Here is a 16934-nt window from a genome sequence, read left to right on the forward strand (position 1 = left end):
GGCCGCACCGCCGCGCGGCGTCGGTTGCCGCCGGCCGCGCGACCCGGCTATGCAGGACGACGCCGCACGGGCGCACCGTCGCAAGACCGGCAGGGAGGCCTCATGTCCGCGACCTGGAAGCCACCGGCGAAGGGCGGGCTTCGCGCCGCCATCGTCGCCGCCGCCGCCGTCATCGGGCTCGTCGCGGCGACGACCGGCGCCGGCGCGGCCGAAAGGCTGGCCGGCGCGGGCTGGCGCGCCACGCTGAGCGTGCCCGAGCGCGCCGCGCCGGTTCCGGCCGTCGTGCTGATGCCCGGCTGCACGGGCCTCGGGCCGCCGGCGGTGCGGGCGGGACTGTCCGCGCATGGCGCGGCGCTGCTGCGGCGCGGCCATGCGGTGGCGGTGCTCGACGTGCTCGGGCCGCGCGGCCGCGCCTCGATCTGCGCGGATGCCGCGGCGCTCGCGCGGCTGGAGCGCGCGGCCGTGCGGCACGCCGGCGAGCTTGCGGCGCGGCTTGGCGCCGATCCGCGAATCGACGGCCGGCGGCTCGCCTTTCTCGGCCAGAGCTTCGGCGGCTCGGTGGCGCTCGCCCTCGCCTCGCCGGCGGCGCGCGGCGGCGGTGCGGCGCCGTTCGCCGCTGTCGTCGCCTACTATCCGTGGTGCCGCGCGCGCTACGGGCCGGCGGACGGGCGGAGCGACTTCGACGTGCCGGTGCTGATCCTCGCCGGGGCGGCCGACAGCTGGACGCCGGTGGCGCGCTGCCGGCGGCTTTCGCCGCGTGCCGGCTCGCGGGCCACCCGCGTCGTCGCCTATCCCGGCGCCGTCCACTCGTTCGATCTCGTGACGCTCGACCGCGGCATGGTGGCCGGCGTCGACGGGGCGCATCCGGTCGGCGGCGACGGCGCGGCCGCGCGGGCAAGCCGGCAGCGCTATCTCGCCTTCCTGACGGTGGCGCTGCGGCGCCCTCAGTAGCCCTTGACCACCCGGTCGAGCGCGACGAGGCGGTCGAGCAGCGCCGGCATGTCGGCGAGCGGCACCATGTTGGGGCCGTCGGACGGCGCGTTGTCGGGGTCCTGGTGCGTCTCCACGAAGACGCCGGCCACGCCGACGGCGACGGCGGCCGAGGCGAGCGGCGCGACGAAGCGGCGCTCGCCGCCCGAGGCGCTGCCCTGGCCGCCCGGCTGCTGCACCGAATGGGTGGCATCGAAGACGACCGGCGCGCCGGTCTGCTCGGCCATGATGGGCAGCGCCCGCATGTCGGAGACCAAGGTGTTGTAGCCGAAGGAGGCGCCGCGCTCGGTGACCAGCACGTTGGCGTTGCCCGAGCCGGTCAGCTTGGCGACGACGTTGGCCATGTCCCACGGGGCGAGGAACTGGCCCTTCTTGACGTTGACGGCGCGCCCGGTCCGCGCCGCCGCGACCAGGAGATCGGTCTGGCGGCAGAGAAAGGCGGGAATCTGCAGCACGTCGACCGCTTCGGCGACCGCCGCGCACTGCTCCGGCGCGTGCACGTCGGTCAGCAGCGGCACGCCGAGCTCGGCGCGCAGGGCGGCGAAGACCGGCAGCGCGGCCTCGAGCCCCGCGCCGCGGCGGCCCGACAGCGCGGTGCGGTTGGCCTTGTCGAAGCTCGTCTTGTAGACGAAGCCGAGGCCGCGCGCGCGCGCCATCTCCTTGAGCGCGCCGGCCATGTCGAAGGCGTGGCCGCGCGATTCGAGCTGGCACGGGCCGGCGATCAGCGTCAGCGGCGCGTCGTTGGCGAAGACGGCGTCGCCGACGGCGACCCGCGCATTGGCGCGCGTCATGCGTGCTCCTCGAAGGCGAAGATGGCGCCCTGGCCCTCGGCCGGCGGCACGATCAGCCAGCCCGCGTGGCGCATCGCCTCGATGCCGTCCTCGGCGAGCGCGGTGTGCACGCGCTCCAGATCGGGCGCGCGGAAGACGATGGCGCGCAGCCGCAGGTCGTCGCCGTCCTCCGGCGCGATCGCCAGCATCGCCTTGACGCCGGAGTCGTTGAGCAGCGACACCAGGCCGTTGGCCGCGTGGTAGTCGGTGCCGCCGGGGAAGGCCTCGACGTGCGCGCTGCCGGTCACCGCGCGCATCAGCGCCTCGTGGCTGTCGGGCTCGACGCAGGACAGAACCACGCGGTCTATGCCGGTGACGCCGTTCTGGTGGCGCGTCAGCGCCACACGGTCGACCTGCGGCGCGCGCACCCGCTCGCAGGCGAAGAAGAAGGCGCCGGGCTGGTCGCCGGGGGCGGTCGCGAAGGCGAGCTTGAAGCGGGCCTCGTCCTCGCCGCCCGCCGCATCGCGCACCGGGCGCGAAAAGGCGAGCTCCGGCCCGGCCGAAAGCCCTTCGGCGACGAAGCGCGCATGATCGGCATCGGCGTCGTCGGTGCGCATGACGAGCGCGGAGAACCCCTCCTCGCCGCAATGGGCGCGGAACAGCCGGTCGCGCGCGACGAACACGTTGTCCGTCGCGACGGCCGCGTCGGCGGCCGCCGCGTCGCCGACGGCCAGCGCCTCGAGAAAGGTGTCGTCCTTGAAGTAGACGCAGGCGTTGCGCGTGCCGAAGGGATGGCTGCCTTCCGGCGCGACGGTGAAGCCGAGCGCCGTCAGGCGCTCGCGCGCGCGCTCGAGATCGGCGGTCGGCAGGACGCAGTGATCGATCGCGCGGGGCGCGCTCGGGCGAGCGGAGGCGGTCTGTGCGGCTGACATGCCTGCCGTTTGCCCCAAGCCGCGCCGCTTTTCAAGGCAATGTGCGGCGCGCGACGGCGGTTGTGCCCCGCCGGCGCCCTTGCTAGGAGCGTGGCGGCGCCGGCCGGCGCCGCGGGGTCCGCGCCCCGCGCCGAACCGGAGACGCGCCATGCGAGGCAAGAAGACAGCACGCCGATAAGCCGCAGCGACAGCCCACCCGTTGCTGCGGCGCCTGCCTGCAAAGATCCGATATCCGCTTCCGATCCGGCAGTCGCCGCGAATGCCCTCATTCGCGCGGAGCGACCGCATGTCCTTCTTCAAGCCCGCCCCCTGGAGCCACAGCCTGCCCTATGCGCTGCTGCTGATGGCGCCGTTCGACATCCTCGCCTCGCTGGCGATGGACATCTACCTGCCCGTCGTGCCGGCGATGCCGGCAGTGCTCGCCACGACGCCGGGCGTCGTGCAGCTCACGCTCAGCCTGTACATGGTGACGCTCGGGCTCGGCCAGCTCGCCTTCGGGCCGCTTTGCGACCGCTTCGGCCGCCGGCCGGTGCTGCTCGGCGGCGCGCTGCTCTACGCGCTCGCCTCGCTGCTGCTGGCCGCCGGCAGCGACGCGACGGCCTTCGTCGTCCTGCGCGTGGCGCAGGCGGCCGGCGCCTCGGCGATGCTGGTCGCCACCTTCGCCACGGTGCGCGACGTCTATGCCGAGCGGCCGGAGGGCGCGGTCATCTACAGCCTGTTCGGCTCGATGCTCGCCTTCGTGCCGGCACTCGGGCCGATCGTCGGCGCGCTGATCGCGGAGCTCGCCGGCTGGCGGGCAATCTTCCTGACGCTGGCCGCCCTCGCCGCCGTCGCGCTCGGCCAGGCGCTCCTGCGCTGGCCGGAAACGCGGCCGGCGGCACCGCCGGCTGGCGGGCCGGGCCCCGGCACCATCCTGGCGAGCGCGCGGTTTTGGACCTACACGCTCGGCTTCGCCGCGGCGATGGGCGCCTTCTTCGTCTATTTCTCGACCGCGCCGCGCGTGCTGATCGAGCGGGCGGGGCACGCGTCGACCGGCTTCAGCCTGCTGTTCGGCTCGGTCGCCGTCGTGATGATCGTCACGGCCCGCTTCGTGCGGCCGCTGGTGGCGCGCCACGGCGCGGCCGGCATGCTGGCGCGCGGCATGCTCGTCATGCTGGCCGGCGCCGGGTTTCTCGCCTTCGGCGCGCTCACGGCGGCGCCGTCGTTCTGGAGCTTCGTGCTGCCGATGTGGCTGGTCGGCGTCGGCATCGTGTTCACCAGCGCGGTCGCCGCCAACGGCGCGCTGGCCGAGTTCGGCGACGCGGCCGGCCTGGCGGTGGCGCTCTACTTCGCCATCCAGAGCGTCGTCGTCGGCGCGGCCGGCACGCTGGCCGTGATCGCGCTCGGCGGCGACACCGCCTGGCCGCTGGTCGGCTTCATCGCCGTGGCCGCGGGCACCGTGCTGGCCGCCCTCGCCCGCCTGGCGCAGCGCGGCGCCGCGCCCTGAAAGAACGCGCAAAGCACGGCGCGGCCCTGACGTGGCGCATCGTGCTTTCCGAAAACCGGGAGCCGGGTTTCGGGCCGATGCGCTAAAACACGACCGGCGGCAGCGGCCGGGCGATCAGCAGGCCGAGCAGGCCGAAGGCGAGGACGGCGAAGACCGCGTCGGCGCGGCCGAAGCCCGGCACGTTGAGCATGGTGCGGTGGCCGGCGGCGGTGAAGCCGCGCGCCTCCATGGCGAGCGCGGTGCGGCTCGCCCGGCGGATGGCGAAGGCGAGCAGCGGCACCACCAGCGCCACGGTCTCGGCCGGCCGCGGGATGCGCGTCAGCGGCCGGCCGCGCCGCATCGCCCGGCTCATGCGCTGCTGCTGCGCCTCGACGGCCAGCGCCGGCACCGTCTGCAGCGCGGCGAACAGCGCGTAGCCGACGCTCTGCGGCAGCCGCGCGCGGGCCACCAGGGCGCGCACGAAGCCGCCGGCGTCGCTGGTGAAGGCGAAGAACACCGAGATCATGCCGCAGGCCACCGCGCGCAGGCCGAGGGTCACCGCCGCCCCCACCGTGCCGCTGTCGAAGACGGCGGCCGACGAGGTCGCCACCACGCCGCCGTCGGCGCGAAACAGCATGTGGGTGACGACGAAGCCCAGTCCGAACAGCACGAGCGGCACCGAAATCGCCGCCAGCACCACCGGCCGGATGCGCCGCGTGACGAGCAGAAAGCCGGCGACGAGGACGATGACCGCCGCCTGGAACACCGGATCGAGCAGCAGCGTGGCGGTGGCAAACCACACCAGGCACATGACAAAGGTCACGATCGGATTCACGGCAGACATGCAGCCTCCTGCGCGGCGAGCCAGTCGGCCGCCGCCATCGCTTCGGGGCGCACCAGCCCGGCCGTCTCCAGCGCCGCGGCGTCGGCCAGCATCTCGGCCGTCGGGCGCAGCGGGCCGACCGTGCCGCCGGCGACGAGCGCGCAGCGCGTCGTCAGGCCGAGCACGGCTTCCGGATCGTGCGTGATGAGGACGACCGCCGTGCCCCGTTCCGCCAGCGCGGCGAGGCTCGCCGCCAGCCGGTCGCGGCCGCGCGCGTCGAGGCCGGCCGTCGGCTCGTCGCAGACGAGCAGCGGCCAGCGGCCGGCGGCCGTCAGCGCGGCGAGCGCCAGCCGGCGCTTCTGGCCGGCCGAAAGCTCGAGCGGGTGCTGCGCGGCGAGCCCGTCGAGCGCCCACAGCGCCAGCGCGTCGGCGACCGCGGCGTCCGCACCGGCACGCGCCGATGCAGGCAGGAAGCGGGCCGCCTCCTCGGCCACCGTGGCGGCGGTGAACTGCGCCTCCGGCCGCTGGAAGGCCATCGCGCCGGGCGGCCCGCGGCGGCGCCCCGCCTTGAGCGGCAGCAGGCCGGCGAGACAGGCGCCGAGCGTCGTCTTGCCGGCGCCGTTGGGGCCGATCAGGCCGACGATCTCGCCGGCCGGAACGGCGAGCGAGACGTCGGTGAGCACCGGGCGGGCGAGGAACGGCGCGCAGGCCGCGCGTTCGAGCGCGACGACCGGCGGCGCGGACCCGGCCGGCGCGGCGGGCGGCGCCGTCCGGTCGGCGAGGAAGGCCGCGACCGCAGCACGGCTGCCGGCCTCGCGCCGGGTGCCGGCCAAAAGCCCGGCGATGCCGGCGAGGCCGTCGCGCGCCGGCCGGCCGAGGCGGCGGGCGAGCGTGACCGCGGCCGGCAGCCACACACCCTCGCGGGCCAGCCGCGCGCCGTGCGTCTCGAAGACCGCGTCCGGCGGGCCGTCGGCGATCAGCCGGCCGTCACCGCCGAGCGCCACCACCCGGTCGACCTCGTCGAGACGGCCGGCGAAGGCGTGGTCGACGATCAGCGTCGTCTGGCCCGGGCGCGGCCGGCCCATCATGCGGTAGAGCCGTTCGGCGGCGCGCGGCGCCAGGTGCCCGGCCGGCTCGTCGGCGACGAACAGATCGGCGTCGACGACGGCCATGGCGGCAAGCGCGACGAGCTGCTTCTCGCCGCCCGACAGCGTCGCCGTCTGGCGCCGGCGCCAGCTTGCCGGCAGGTCGAGCGCGGCCATCGCAGCCTCGACGCGCGCGGCGATGGCGTCGGCCGGCAGGGCGCGGTTCTCCAGACCGAAGGCGATCTCCTCCTCGACGCGCATGCCGCACAGCGTCTGCTCGGCATCCTGGAAGAGCTGCGCCACGCGCTCGGCCCAGGCCGCCGGCGGCCGGCTGTCGACCGGCACGCCGAACAGCGCGATGCGGCCGGCGACGGCGGCCGGGATGGTCGCCGGCACGAGCCCGGTGAGGCCGAGCAGCAGGCTCGACTTGCCGCAGCCCGAGGGGCCGAGCATCAGCACCCGCTCGCCGCGGCCGATCGCCAGCTCGACCGGCCCCACCGCGTCGCGCGCGGCGAAGCGGTAGCGCACGGCGAAGCCTTCGGCGGCGATCACCGGGCCCTCGGCCAGCGGTGCGGTCACAGCGCGCCCTCAGCCGCGCCGGCGGTGCGCCGGTCGGCATCGATGGCGAAGCCCGACAGCGCGCCGGTGCGGTAGAGCTGGTCGACGATCACCTTGCCGAGCCAGCCGCCGAGCAGCGCGCCGCTGGCGCAGCGCAGCACGAACATGACGACCAGGATGGTCGGGTCGAGGGCGCCGTAGTCGAAGCGCACCCAGGTGTAGGCGTAGCTGAAGACGGCCGCGCCGACGCCGGCCGCCATCAGCACCGGAAGCGAATAGTTGCGCCAGCGCGTGGCGGCGAAAACCGTTTCCGCGCCAAGCCCCTGGATGAAACCGCTGACGATCAGCATCAGACCCGCCGGGCTGCCGATCAGCACCTGGACGGCGGCCGCCAGGACCTCTGCGACGAGCGCCACGCCGGGCTTGCGCACGATCGCGGCGGCGACGATGGAGGCGACGAACCAGAAGCCCATGAAGATGTCCATGGACAGGCTGCCGATCGCCGCCTGGGCGATCAGCCAGAGCTGCACCCAGCCGAGATAGAGCAGCGCGAAGACGGCGCCGATGACGGCGACGACGAGGGTTTCCCTGAGAGTCCACACGTTGGAACGGGACATGACACGTCTCCTGAGGATGGCGGATGGAAGAAGCGAAAGGAGGCCGCGACCGGCCTGCGGGCCCGCGCCACGGCGCGGGCGGCGGCCTGTCAGCCGCGGCGGCTCGGGCTGTTGGCCGACACCGTCACGTCGAGCGCGACATGCGCCTGCGGCGCGCCGAAGGCGACGAAGGCCTGGCCGAGCGTGGCGAACACCCGCCCCGCATCGCCGTCGAGCCGGGTGCAGAAGTTCTTGGCGCGGCCGAACACGCCGGAGCGCTTGACGAAGTCGATGCAGGCGTAGATCTCGTCCATGTGCTCTGCGGCGCCGAGCGGGTAGAACGAGAACTGCGCGGCGACCGTCAGGCCGGTCTCGGGTGCCGCCTCCACGGCGGCGAGCGCGGCCGCGATGCGCTCGTCCATCGAGCCCGCATGGGCCGATGGCGCCAGCGGGGTGCAGCGCGGGTCGTCCGGCTCGCCGGGGCAGCCGCGCGACACGGCGGCCGACAGCACGCAGTGGACGCCGTCGCGCGAGGCGGCGCCGTGCAGGTCGCGCATCGCCGGGAACAGGTCGTCGGCCGGCCCGACGATCAGCGTCGACAGGTCGTCGGTCTCGATGCGCAGACGCTCGCGATAGGGATCGAGCGCCGACAGGCTCGACAGGATCACCGGCACGAAGTCGCCGGTCATCGGATAAAGGGAAAATTGCGCGCCAGAGAACATGTCCGCCTCGCTCCGCTGGTATTACCCAGATCAGCTTGAGGGTTTGAGGACATGCCGCCCTCCTCTCAGCCCCGGCCGTACGGAGCACCCCTGTGGTCGCGGCGAGTCATACGGCGGGCGGCGGCCGGTTGCAAGCCCGCGCGGCCCGCGAGAGACGAGAAAAGCGGATCAGACCAGGCGCGCCTGCTCGAGCGCGGCGGCGACGAAGCTGGCGAACAGCGGATGCGGCTCGAACGGCCGGCTCTTCAGCTCGGGATGATACTGCACGCCGATGAACCAGGGATGGTCGGGATACTCGATCGTCTCGGGCAGCACGCCGTCCGGCGACATGCCGGCGAAGACGAGACCGCACGCCTCGAGCCGCTCCTTGTAGTCGATGTTGACCTCGTAGCGGTGGCGGTGGCGCTCGGAGATCTGCGTGCTGCCGTAGATCTGCGCGATGCGCGAGCCGGGCTCGAGCTCGGCCGGATAGGCGCCGAGCCGCATGGTGCCGCCGAGGTCGCCGGCCGCCGCGCGGCGCTCCAGCATGTTGCCGCGCAGCCACTCCGTCATCAGGCCGACGACCGGCTCGTCGGTCGGGCCGAACTCGGTCGACGAGGCGTTCTCGATGCCGGCCAGCGACCGCGCCGCCTCGAGGCAGGCCATCTGCATGCCGAAGCAGATGCCGAAATACGGCACCTTGCGCTCGCGGGCGAAGCGGGCGGCGAGGATCTTGCCCTCCGCGCCGCGCTCGCCGAAGCCGCCCGGCACCAGAATGCCGTGCACCTTTTCCAGCCACGGCGCCGGGTCCTCCTTCTCGAAGACCTCCGCCTCGATCCATTCGAGGTTGACGCGCACGCGATTGGCCACGCCGCCGTGCGACAGCGCCTCGTTGAGCGACTTGTAGGCGTCCTTCAACCCGGTGTACTTGCCGACGACGGCGATCGTCACCTCGCCCTCGGGATTGTGGATGCGCTCGGCCACCTCGCGCCAGCGCTCCATGCGCGGCTTCGGCGCCGGGTCGATGCCGAAGGCGGCAAGCAGCTCCGAATCGAGGCCCTCCGCGTGATAGGCGGTCGGCACGTCGTAGATGTGCGCCACGTCGAGCGCCTGGATGACCGCCGTCTCGCGCACGTTGCAGAACAGCGACAGCTTGCGCCGCTCCTCCGGCGGGATCGGCCGGTCGGCGCGCACCAGAAGGATGTCGGGGGCGATGCCGATCGAGCGCAGCTCCTTGACGGAATGCTGGGTCGGCTTGGTCTTGAGCTCGCCGGCCGCCGGGATCCACGGCATCAGCGTCAGATGGATGTAGACGGCGCCGCCGCGCGGCAGGTCGTTGCCGAGCTGGCGAATCGCCTCGAGGAACGGCATCGCCTCGATGTCGCCGACCGTGCCGCCGATCTCGCACAGCACGAAGTCGTAGTCCTCGTTGCCCTCCAGGATGAAGGCCTTGATCTCGTCGGTGACGTGCGGGATCACCTGGACGGTGGCGCCGAGATAGTCGCCGCGCCGCTCCTTCTCCAGGATGTTCTTGTAGAGCCGGCCGGTGGTGATGTTGTCGTGCCGGTCGGCCGAGCGGCCGGTGAAGCGCTCGTAGTGGCCGAGGTCGAGGTCGGTCTCCGCGCCGTCGTCGGTGACGAACACCTCGCCGTGCTGGTAGGGCGACATCGTGCCCGGGTCCACGTTGAGGTACGGGTCGAGCTTGCGGATGCGCACGCGGTAGCCGCGCGCCTGCAGCAGCGCGCCGAGTGCCGCTGCCGCTATGCCCTTGCCGAGTGAGGAGACCACGCCGCCGGTGATGAAGACATATCGCGCCATGGGAGTCATCGCTTAGCTGCACGAAGCCGATTCCGCCAGCCCAAAAATCGCCCCGCGGCGGGTTTTCCCGGCCGGCATCGCAGCGCGACCCGACGGTCGCGCCGCGCCGCACATGCAGCCGCGAAAAGGCCGCATCGGGTGTGGCCGATCAGCATGTTGGACGGATTTTCCGATGTGTCCCGAGAGGCTCTCGGCCGGCCGCGCGCGGCCGGACGGAGCGGCTACTGCCCGGTCGGCACCGAGGGCGTGGGCTGACCGGTCTCGGCCGGCGGCTCGGCCGGCGACGGCGCGCCGCCCAGCTCGTCGAGAATGCCCGCACCGCCGTCGTCGGCCGGCACGCCATCCTCGGCCGGGACGCGGTCGAGAATGTCGATCGGCTGCTCGCCGTAGCGCGCGATGATCGACAGGGTGAGCGAGGTGGCGAAGAAGGCCACCGCCAGGATGGCCGTGGTGCGCGTCAGCGCGTTGGCCGCGCCGCGCGCCGTCATGAAGCCCGAGCCGCCGCCGATGCCGAGACCGCCACCTTCCGAACGCTGCAGCAGGACGACGCCGACCAGCGCGACGACGACCATGAGGTGGATGACGATGATGATCGTTTGCATGGGGCTTCCGGTGATTGACGGTGGCGGCGCCGCCCGGCCTGCGGACGCGGCTCATTACACAGTCTTGGCGGCTTTTCCAAGCCCTCCCCCATATGGGGACGGCGATTGTGATCGCAAGCGGCGCGGCCGGCGCCGCTCGCTCACAGGCCGCGGTAGGCCTCGGCGATGCCGAGGAAATCGGCCGCCTTCAGGCTGGCGCCGCCGACCAGCGCGCCGTCGACATTGGCGATCGCCAGAAGCGTCGCCGCGTTGGCCGGCTTGACAGAACCGCCGTAGAGAATGCGCATGCGTCTTGCTTCCGCGCCGCAGCGCGTCTCCAGCACGGCGCGGAGATGGGCGTGCGCGGCGGTCACGTCCTCGACGGTCGGCGTGCGCCCGGTGCCGATCGCCCAGACCGGCTCGTAGGCGACGACCGTGTTGGCCGCCGTCGCGGTTTCCGGCACCGATCCCGCGATCTGGCGCGACAGCACGGCCAGCGTCTCGCCGGCGTCGCGCTCGGCCTCCGTCTCGCCGATGCACACGATGGCGACGAGCCCGGCGCGCCAGGCCGCCTCGGCCTTGCCGGCCACCATCGCGTCGCTCTCGCCGTGGTCGGCGCGGCGCTCGGAATGGCCGACGATGACATGGCTGGCGCCGCAGTCCTTGAGCATCTCGGCGGCGATGTCGCCGGTGTGGGCGCCGGACGGCGCGGCGTGGCAGTCCTGGCCGCCCGCGGCCACCGGCGTGGCGGCGAGGATCTGCGCGGCGCGCGCCAGCAGCGTGGCCGGCACGCACACGAGCGCCTCCGTCTCGGCGTCGAGACCCGACTGGAAGCCGTGGCCGATGGCGTGCAGCTCGCCGGTGTCGGCGCTCGTGCCGTTCATCTTCCAGTTGCCTGCGACGAGGGGGCGGATGCCGGGGGTCATGGGCGCGTCCGTTTGAGCGGTTGACGATGGGCCGTCTTCCCTAGCAAAAACGACCCATAAAGCAATCGACACCGCCGGCGGGGGGCGCTATTGCCCTCGCTCGGCAAGAAACGCGTGCGTCAGCGCGCCATCCGATCGGGAGCGCCATGCTCGACAGTCTCCGCAACGCCGCCAGATCCTGGGTGGCAAAGCTGCTTCTCGGCCTGCTGGTGCTCAGCTTCGCCGTGTGGGGCATCTCCGGCCAGATCTTCGGCGGGCTCGGCCGCGACGTGGTGCGCGCCGGCGACACCGCGGTCTCGGTGCTCGACTACCGGCTCGCCTACGACCGGCAGATCGCGCAGCTCTCGCAGCAGTTCGGCACCCGCATTACGCGCGAGCAGGCCAAGGCGCTCGGCGTCGACGAGCAGGTGCTGGCGCAGCTCGTCGCCGGCGCCGTGCTCGACGAGCAGGCGCGCCAGCTCGGCCTCGGCCTGTCGCGCGACAAGCTGGCCGAGCTGACCGCCTCCGACCCCGCCTTCCAGGGGCCGGACGGCCGCTTCGACCGGCAGCAGTTCACCTTCGTGCTCAACCAGATCGGCATGCGGCCGGACGACTACATCCGCAACCGCGAGCAGGTGGCCAAGCGCCAGCAGATCGTCGAGGCGGTGTCGGAGGGCATGGCCGCGCCGGACGCCTTCCTGCGCGCCGTGGCGCTGCATCGCGGCGAGGATCGCACCATCGAGTATGTGGCGCTGCCGCGCAGCCTGGTCGAGCCGGTCGAGGCACCGTCGGAGGCCGAGCTGCAGGCCTGGTTCGAGGAGCGGCAGGCCGACTACCGCGCGCCCGAGTACCGCAGCCTGTCGCTGGTCAAGCTCGAGCCGGAGGACATCGCCGATCCGGCGGTGATCTCCGACCAGCAGGTGCGCGACTACTACGAGGCGAACGCCGGGCGCTACACCACGCCCGAGCGCCGCACCATCGAGCAGATCGTGTTCACCAGCGAGGAGGCCGCGCAGGCCGCCTATGAGAGCACGCGCACCGGCGCCACCTTCGAGGATCTCGTCGAGGCGCAGGACCGCACGCTCGAGGACGCGCGCATCGGCACCTTCACCCGCGAGGAGGTTGCCGACCCGGCGGTCGCCGAGGCGGCATTCGCGCTCGAGGTCAACGAGATCAGCCGTGTCGTCGACGGCGCCTTCGGGCCGGTGCTGGTGCGCGTCACCGACATCGAGCCGGAGGACACCCGCCCGCTGGAGGCGGTGCGCGAGGAGATCCGCAGCGAGCTCGCCCTCGACGAGGCCAACCGCGTGCTGCTCGACGTCTACGACGCCTACGAGGACGCGCGCGCCGGCGGCGCGACGATGCGCGAGGCGGCCGCGCGGCTGAAGCTCGAGATGCGCTCGGTCGAGGCGGTCGACCGCCAGGGACGCCGGCCGGACGGCACGGTGATCGACGACCTGCCGGAATCGCAGGCGCTGCTGCGCGACGCCTTCGAGACCGAGGCCGGCATCGAGAACCCGCCGATCAACATCGGCAGCGACGGCTTCCTGTTCTACGAGGTCGATTCGGTGACGCCGGCGCGCGACCGGCCGCTCGAGGAGGTGCGCGAGACGGTGCTGGCCGACTGGCGCGCGCAGGAGGTGGAGGCGCGGCTCGCCGAGCGCGCGGCGACCTATCGCGAGCAGCTCGCGGCGGGCAAGAGCCTCGACGAGATCGCCGCCGAGATCGACCAGGACAAGCAGGTCAAGCGCGGCGTGCGGCGCACCGCCGACGATCCCGATCTCGGCCGCGCCGGCGTGCAGGCGGTGTTCGGCGTGCCGAAGGGCGGCACCGGCACCGTCCAGAGTCCGACCGGCGACGCGCGGCTGCTGTTCACCGTCACCGAGGTGTTCGAGCCGGCCGGCGCCGGGCCCGACGCGGTGCCGCAGGACGTGCGCCAGACCTTCGCGCGCGGCTTTTCCGACGACCTGCTCGACCAGCTCGTCACGCGGCTGCAGGACAAGTACGAGGTGACGATCAACCCCGGCGCGATCGAACAGGCGCTGAGCTTCTGACCGCCATGACCGACCTCAAGCGCCATATCGCCAAGGCCGCCGCCGGCCAGCCGCTCGATTTCGAGGAGGCGCGCGCGGCGTTCGACGTGATGATGTCGGGCGAGGCGACGCCGAGCCAGATCGGCGGCTTCCTGATGGCGCTGCGGGTGCGCGGCGAGACGGTCGACGAGATCTCCGGCGCCGTGGCCACCATGCGCGCCAAGATGCTGCGCGTCAGCGCGCCGGCCGACGCGGTCGATATCGTCGGCACGGGCGGCGACCAGTCGGGCACCTACAACGTGTCGACGGCGGCCGCGCTGATCGTCGCGGCGGCCGGCGTGCCGGTCGCCAAGCACGGCAACCGGGCGCTGTCGTCGCGCTCCGGCGCGGCCGACACGCTGGCCGCGCTCGGCGTGGCGATCGAGATCGGCCCCGAGCGGATCGCCGCCTGCATCCGCGAGGCCGGCGTCGGCTTCATGTTCGCCCCGGCGCACCATGCCGCGATGCGCCATGTCGGCCCGTCGCGCGTCGAGCTCGGCACGCGCACCATCTTCAACCTGCTCGGCCCGCTGTCGAACCCGGCCGGCGTGTCGCGCCAGCTCGTCGGCGTCTACGCGCCGGAATGGGTCGAGCCCCTCGCCCACGTGCTCAAGGCGCTCGGCTCGCAGGCGGCCTGGGTGGTGCATGGCGACGGCCTCGACGAGATGACGACGGCGGGCACGACGCGCGTGGCCGCACTCGAGGACGGCACGGTGCGCAGCTTCGAGCTGACGCCGGAGGACGCCGGCCTGGCGCGCGCCGCGCCGGCCGACCTCAAGGGCGGCGACGCCGAGCACAACGCCGCGGCGCTGCGCGCGGTGCTGTCGGGCGCGCGCAACGCCTATCGCGACATCGCGCTGCTCAACGCCGGCGGCACGCTGGTGGTGGCCGGGCGGGCGGCGACGCTGGCCGAAGGCGTGGCGATGGCGGCGGACGCCGTCGACAGCGGCGCGGCGACGGCGACCCTGACCCGCCTCGTCCAGGTTTCCAACGACACGACGGCGTGAGGCGGCGATGGCCGACATCCTGAAGACGATCGAGGCCTACAAGCGCGACGAGATCGCCGCGGCCAGGGCACGGCTGCCGCTGGCCGAGATCGAGGCGCGGCTCGCCGACGCGCCGCCGCCGCGCGGCTTCGCCGCCGCGCTCGACGCGCGGCTTGCCGACGGCGGCTTCGCGCTGATCGCCGAGATCAAGAAGGCGAGCCCGTCGAAGGGGCTGATCCGCGCCGATTTCGAGCCGGCCGCCCTCGCCCGCGCCTATGCGGCCGGCGGCGCGGCCTGTCTGTCGGTGCTGACCGACGGGCCCTCCTTCCAGGGCGCGCCGGCCTATCTCGGCGAAGCGCGCCAGGCGGCCGACCTGCCGGCATTGCGCAAGGATTTCCTGTTCGAGCCCTACCAGGTGGCCGAGGCGCGGCTGTGGGGCGCCGACGCGATCCTCATCATCATGGCGGCGGTGAGCGACGACGAGGCGGCGGCCCTCGAGGCGGCGGCGCAGCATCACGGCATGGACGTGCTGGTCGAGGTGCACGACGAGGCGGAGCTGGAGCGCGCGCTGCGGCTCGACAGCCGGCTGGTCGGCATCAACAACCGCGACCTGCGCAGCTTCGTCACGACGCTCGCCACGGCCGAGCGGCTGGCGCCGCAGGTGCCCGGCGACCGGCTGGTGATCGGCGAGAGCGGCATCCACAGCCATGCCGACTGCCGGCGGCTGGAACGCGCCGGCATCCGCAGCTTCCTGGTCGGCGAGAGCCTGATGCGCCAGGCCGACGTCGAGGCCGCCACCCGCGCGCTGCTGGCGCCGGCCTCCGCCCCGGCCGCGGCGGGCTGACGATGGCCGGCGACCGGCACGGCTCGGGCCTCACCCATCTCGGCGCCGACGGCCGCGCCGACATGGTCGATGTCGGCGACAAGGCCGAGACGCGGCGCAGCGCCACCGCGCACGGCGCAGTGCGCATGAGCGATGCGACGCTCTCGGCGATCCTGGCCGGCAACGCGGCCAAGGGCGACGTGATCGCCACCGCGCGCATCGCCGGCATCATGGCGGCCAAGCGCACGCACGAGCTGATCCCGCTCTGCCATCCGCTGATGCTGTCGAAGGTCGCCGTCGACATCGCCCCCGACCCCGCCCTGCCCGGCCTGCGGGTCAGCGCCACGGCCGAGCTGACCGGGCGCACCGGCGTCGAGATGGAGGCGCTGACGGCGGCCTCCGTCGCCTGCCTGACGATCTACGACATGGCCAAGGCGCTGGAGAAGGGCATGACGATCACCGACATCGCCCTGGTCGAGAAGACCGGCGGCAAGTCCGGCGACTGGCGCGCCGGCGACGGCGGCTGAACGCATGGCGCTGCTGCCGGTCGACGAGGCGCTGTCGCGGCTGCTTGCCGGCGCCGCGCCGCTCGCCGCCGAGACGGTGCCGCTCGACGCGGCGGCCGGCCGGGTTCTGGCCGCATCGCTCGCCGCGCGGCGCACGCAGCCGCCCTTCGACGCCTCGGCGATGGACGGCTATGCCGTGCGCGCTGCCGACGTGGCCGAGGCCGGCGCCCGGCTGCGCGTCGTCGGCCGCTCGGTCGCCGGCGCACGCTTTGCCGGCACGCTCGACGCCGGCGCGGCGGTGCGCATCTTCACCGGCGCGCCGGTGCCGGGCGGCGCCGACACGATCCTGCTGCAGGAGGACGCCGAGAGCGCCGGCGACGGCACGATCGTCGCCCGCGAGGCGGTCGCCGCCGGCCGCCACATCCGCCGCGCCGGGCTCGACTTCCAGGCCGGCGACACGCTGCTCGAGGCCGGGCGTCTGCTCGATCCGGCGGCGCTGTCGCTGGCGGCGGCGGCCAACCATGCCCGCCTTTCCGTCGTGCGGCGGCCGCTGGTGGCGGTGCTGGCGACCGGCGACGAGCTCGTCGCGCCCGGTGGCGCGCCGGGACCCGACCAGATCGTCGCCTCGAACGGCGTCGGCATCGCCGCCCTGGCGCGCGCCGACGGCGCGACGGTGATGGATCTCGGCATCGTCGGCGACAGCGACGCGGCGATCGCGGCGGCCGCCGGCCGCGCCCGCGCGGCGGGCGCCGACATCCTCGTCACGCTCGGCGGCGCCTCGGTCGGCGAGCACGACCTGGTGCAGGGCGCGCTTGCCGGCATCGGCATGACGCTCGACTTCTGGAAGATCGCCATGCGGCCCGGCAAGCCGCTGATGGTCGGCCGGCTCGGCGCCAGCCACGTGCTCGGCCTGCCCGGCAATCCGGTCTCCAGCCTGGTCTGCGCGCATCTCTTCCTGCGCCCGCTGATCGCCCGGCTGGCCGGCCGCACGCACCGGCCCGACCTGCGGCCGGCCGTGCTCGGCGCGGCGATGCGCGCCAACGACCGGCGCCGCGACTATGTGCGCGCCCGGGTGGACACCGTCGACGGACGGCTGACCGCCACCCCCTTCGCCACGCAGGATTCCTCGATGCTGACGACGCTGGCCGCGGCCGACGGGCTGGTGGTGCGCGAGCCCTTCGCCGCCGCCGCGGCGGCCGGCGAGGCCTGCCGCGTGCTGATGCTACGCTGAACAAATCGTCAACGAATTCATGAAAATTTAATCTGTTGCGGAACAACACTCGAACATATAGAGTATGTTCTGGGTTTGTTTTTACGATTCTG

Annotated in this window: 16 protein-coding genes and 1 riboswitch; of the genes, 7 read left to right on the top strand and 9 right to left on the bottom strand. The window is 73.6% G+C overall.

Going from position 1 to position 16934, the window contains the following annotated elements:
* Positions 1-102 precede the first annotated feature (102 nt).
* Complete coding sequence (locus N1F89_RS00440) at positions 103-951, top strand: dienelactone hydrolase family protein (RefSeq protein ID WP_290080442.1); 849 nt, start codon at positions 103-105, stop codon at positions 949-951.
* On the opposite strand, the gene kdsA is transcribed toward N1F89_RS00440, so the two are convergent.
* Positions 945-1781: a 3-deoxy-8-phosphooctulonate synthase gene (gene kdsA, locus N1F89_RS00445; protein WP_290080443.1), complete on the bottom strand. Its 837-nt coding sequence runs from the start codon at positions 1779-1781 to the stop codon at positions 945-947. The genes N1F89_RS00440 and kdsA overlap by 7 nt on opposite strands.
* A complete protein-coding gene (locus N1F89_RS00450) occupies positions 1778-2692 on the bottom strand; it encodes a VOC family protein (protein ID WP_290080444.1) in 915 nt (304 codons plus the stop codon). Before N1F89_RS00450 ends, kdsA begins: the two co-directional genes overlap by 4 nt.
* A 286-nt stretch (positions 2693-2978) precedes the next feature.
* On the opposite strand from N1F89_RS00450, the gene cml reads away from it, so the two are divergent.
* Positions 2979-4178 (top strand): CmlA/FloR family chloramphenicol efflux MFS transporter, encoded by a 1200-nt coding sequence (gene cml / locus N1F89_RS00455; protein ID WP_290080445.1) that lies wholly within the window; start codon positions 2979-2981, stop codon positions 4176-4178.
* Between the two features lie 82 nt (positions 4179-4260).
* Here cml and N1F89_RS00460 read toward each other — a convergent pair whose 3' ends face one another.
* The 7 genes from N1F89_RS00460 to tpiA all read right to left on the bottom strand — a co-directional run bounded on the left by N1F89_RS00460 (position 4261) and on the right by tpiA (position 11245).
* Positions 4261-5001: an energy-coupling factor transporter transmembrane component T gene (locus N1F89_RS00460; protein ID WP_290080447.1), complete on the bottom strand. Its 741-nt coding sequence runs from the start codon at positions 4999-5001 to the stop codon at positions 4261-4263.
* Complete coding sequence (locus tag N1F89_RS00465; RefSeq protein WP_290080449.1) at positions 4989-6644, bottom strand: ABC transporter ATP-binding protein; 1656 nt, start codon at positions 6642-6644, stop codon at positions 4989-4991. The genes N1F89_RS00460 and N1F89_RS00465 overlap by 13 nt, the downstream gene beginning before the upstream one ends.
* On the bottom strand, positions 6641-7240 hold the full coding sequence (locus tag N1F89_RS00470) for an ECF transporter S component (protein ID WP_290080450.1): 600 nt from the start codon (positions 7238-7240) through the stop codon (positions 6641-6643). The genes N1F89_RS00465 and N1F89_RS00470 overlap by 4 nt, the downstream gene beginning before the upstream one ends.
* 89 nt (positions 7241-7329) lie before the next feature.
* Positions 7330-7941 (bottom strand): YkoF family thiamine/hydroxymethylpyrimidine-binding protein, encoded by a 612-nt coding sequence (locus tag N1F89_RS00475; protein ID WP_290080451.1) that lies wholly within the window; start codon positions 7939-7941, stop codon positions 7330-7332.
* Positions 7932-8043: riboswitch (TPP riboswitch) on the bottom strand. It overlaps the preceding gene by 10 nt.
* A 66-nt stretch (positions 8044-8109) precedes the next feature.
* Positions 8110-9738: a CTP synthase gene (locus N1F89_RS00480; protein ID WP_290080453.1), complete on the bottom strand. Its 1629-nt coding sequence runs from the start codon at positions 9736-9738 to the stop codon at positions 8110-8112.
* 221 nt (positions 9739-9959) lie between these two features.
* On the bottom strand, positions 9960-10340 hold the full coding sequence (gene secG / locus N1F89_RS00485; protein WP_290080455.1) for a preprotein translocase subunit SecG: 381 nt from the start codon (positions 10338-10340) through the stop codon (positions 9960-9962).
* 140 nt (positions 10341-10480) lie between these two features.
* Positions 10481-11245: a triose-phosphate isomerase gene (gene tpiA, locus N1F89_RS00490; RefSeq protein WP_290080457.1), complete on the bottom strand. Its 765-nt coding sequence runs from the start codon at positions 11243-11245 to the stop codon at positions 10481-10483.
* 146 nt (positions 11246-11391) lie between these two features.
* On the opposite strand from tpiA, the gene N1F89_RS00495 reads away from it, so the two are divergent.
* The 5 genes from N1F89_RS00495 to glp are packed head-to-tail and all read left to right on the top strand — an operon-like array spanning position 11392 to position 16842.
* Positions 11392-13278, top strand: coding sequence for a SurA N-terminal domain-containing protein (locus N1F89_RS00495; protein WP_290080458.1), 1887 nt, complete (start codon positions 11392-11394; stop codon positions 13276-13278).
* A gap of 5 nt (positions 13279-13283) precedes the next feature.
* Positions 13284-14303, top strand: coding sequence for an anthranilate phosphoribosyltransferase (gene trpD, locus N1F89_RS00500; protein WP_290080459.1), 1020 nt, complete (start codon positions 13284-13286; stop codon positions 14301-14303).
* 7 nt (positions 14304-14310) lie between these two features.
* On the top strand, positions 14311-15126 hold the full coding sequence (gene trpC / locus N1F89_RS00505; protein WP_290080461.1) for an indole-3-glycerol phosphate synthase TrpC: 816 nt from the start codon (positions 14311-14313) through the stop codon (positions 15124-15126).
* A 2-nt stretch (positions 15127-15128) separates the two neighbouring features.
* Positions 15129-15632, top strand: a complete 504-nt coding sequence (gene moaC, locus N1F89_RS00510) for a cyclic pyranopterin monophosphate synthase MoaC (RefSeq protein ID WP_290080463.1) — start codon at positions 15129-15131, stop codon at positions 15630-15632.
* A gap of 4 nt (positions 15633-15636) precedes the next feature.
* Positions 15637-16842, top strand: coding sequence for a gephyrin-like molybdotransferase Glp (gene glp, locus N1F89_RS00515; protein ID WP_290080464.1), 1206 nt, complete (start codon positions 15637-15639; stop codon positions 16840-16842).
* Positions 16843-16934 lie beyond the last annotated feature (92 nt).

It is taken from the genome of Aquibium sp. A9E412, assembly GCF_030398335.1.
Taxonomy (GTDB): domain Bacteria; phylum Pseudomonadota; class Alphaproteobacteria; order Rhizobiales; family Rhizobiaceae; genus A9E412.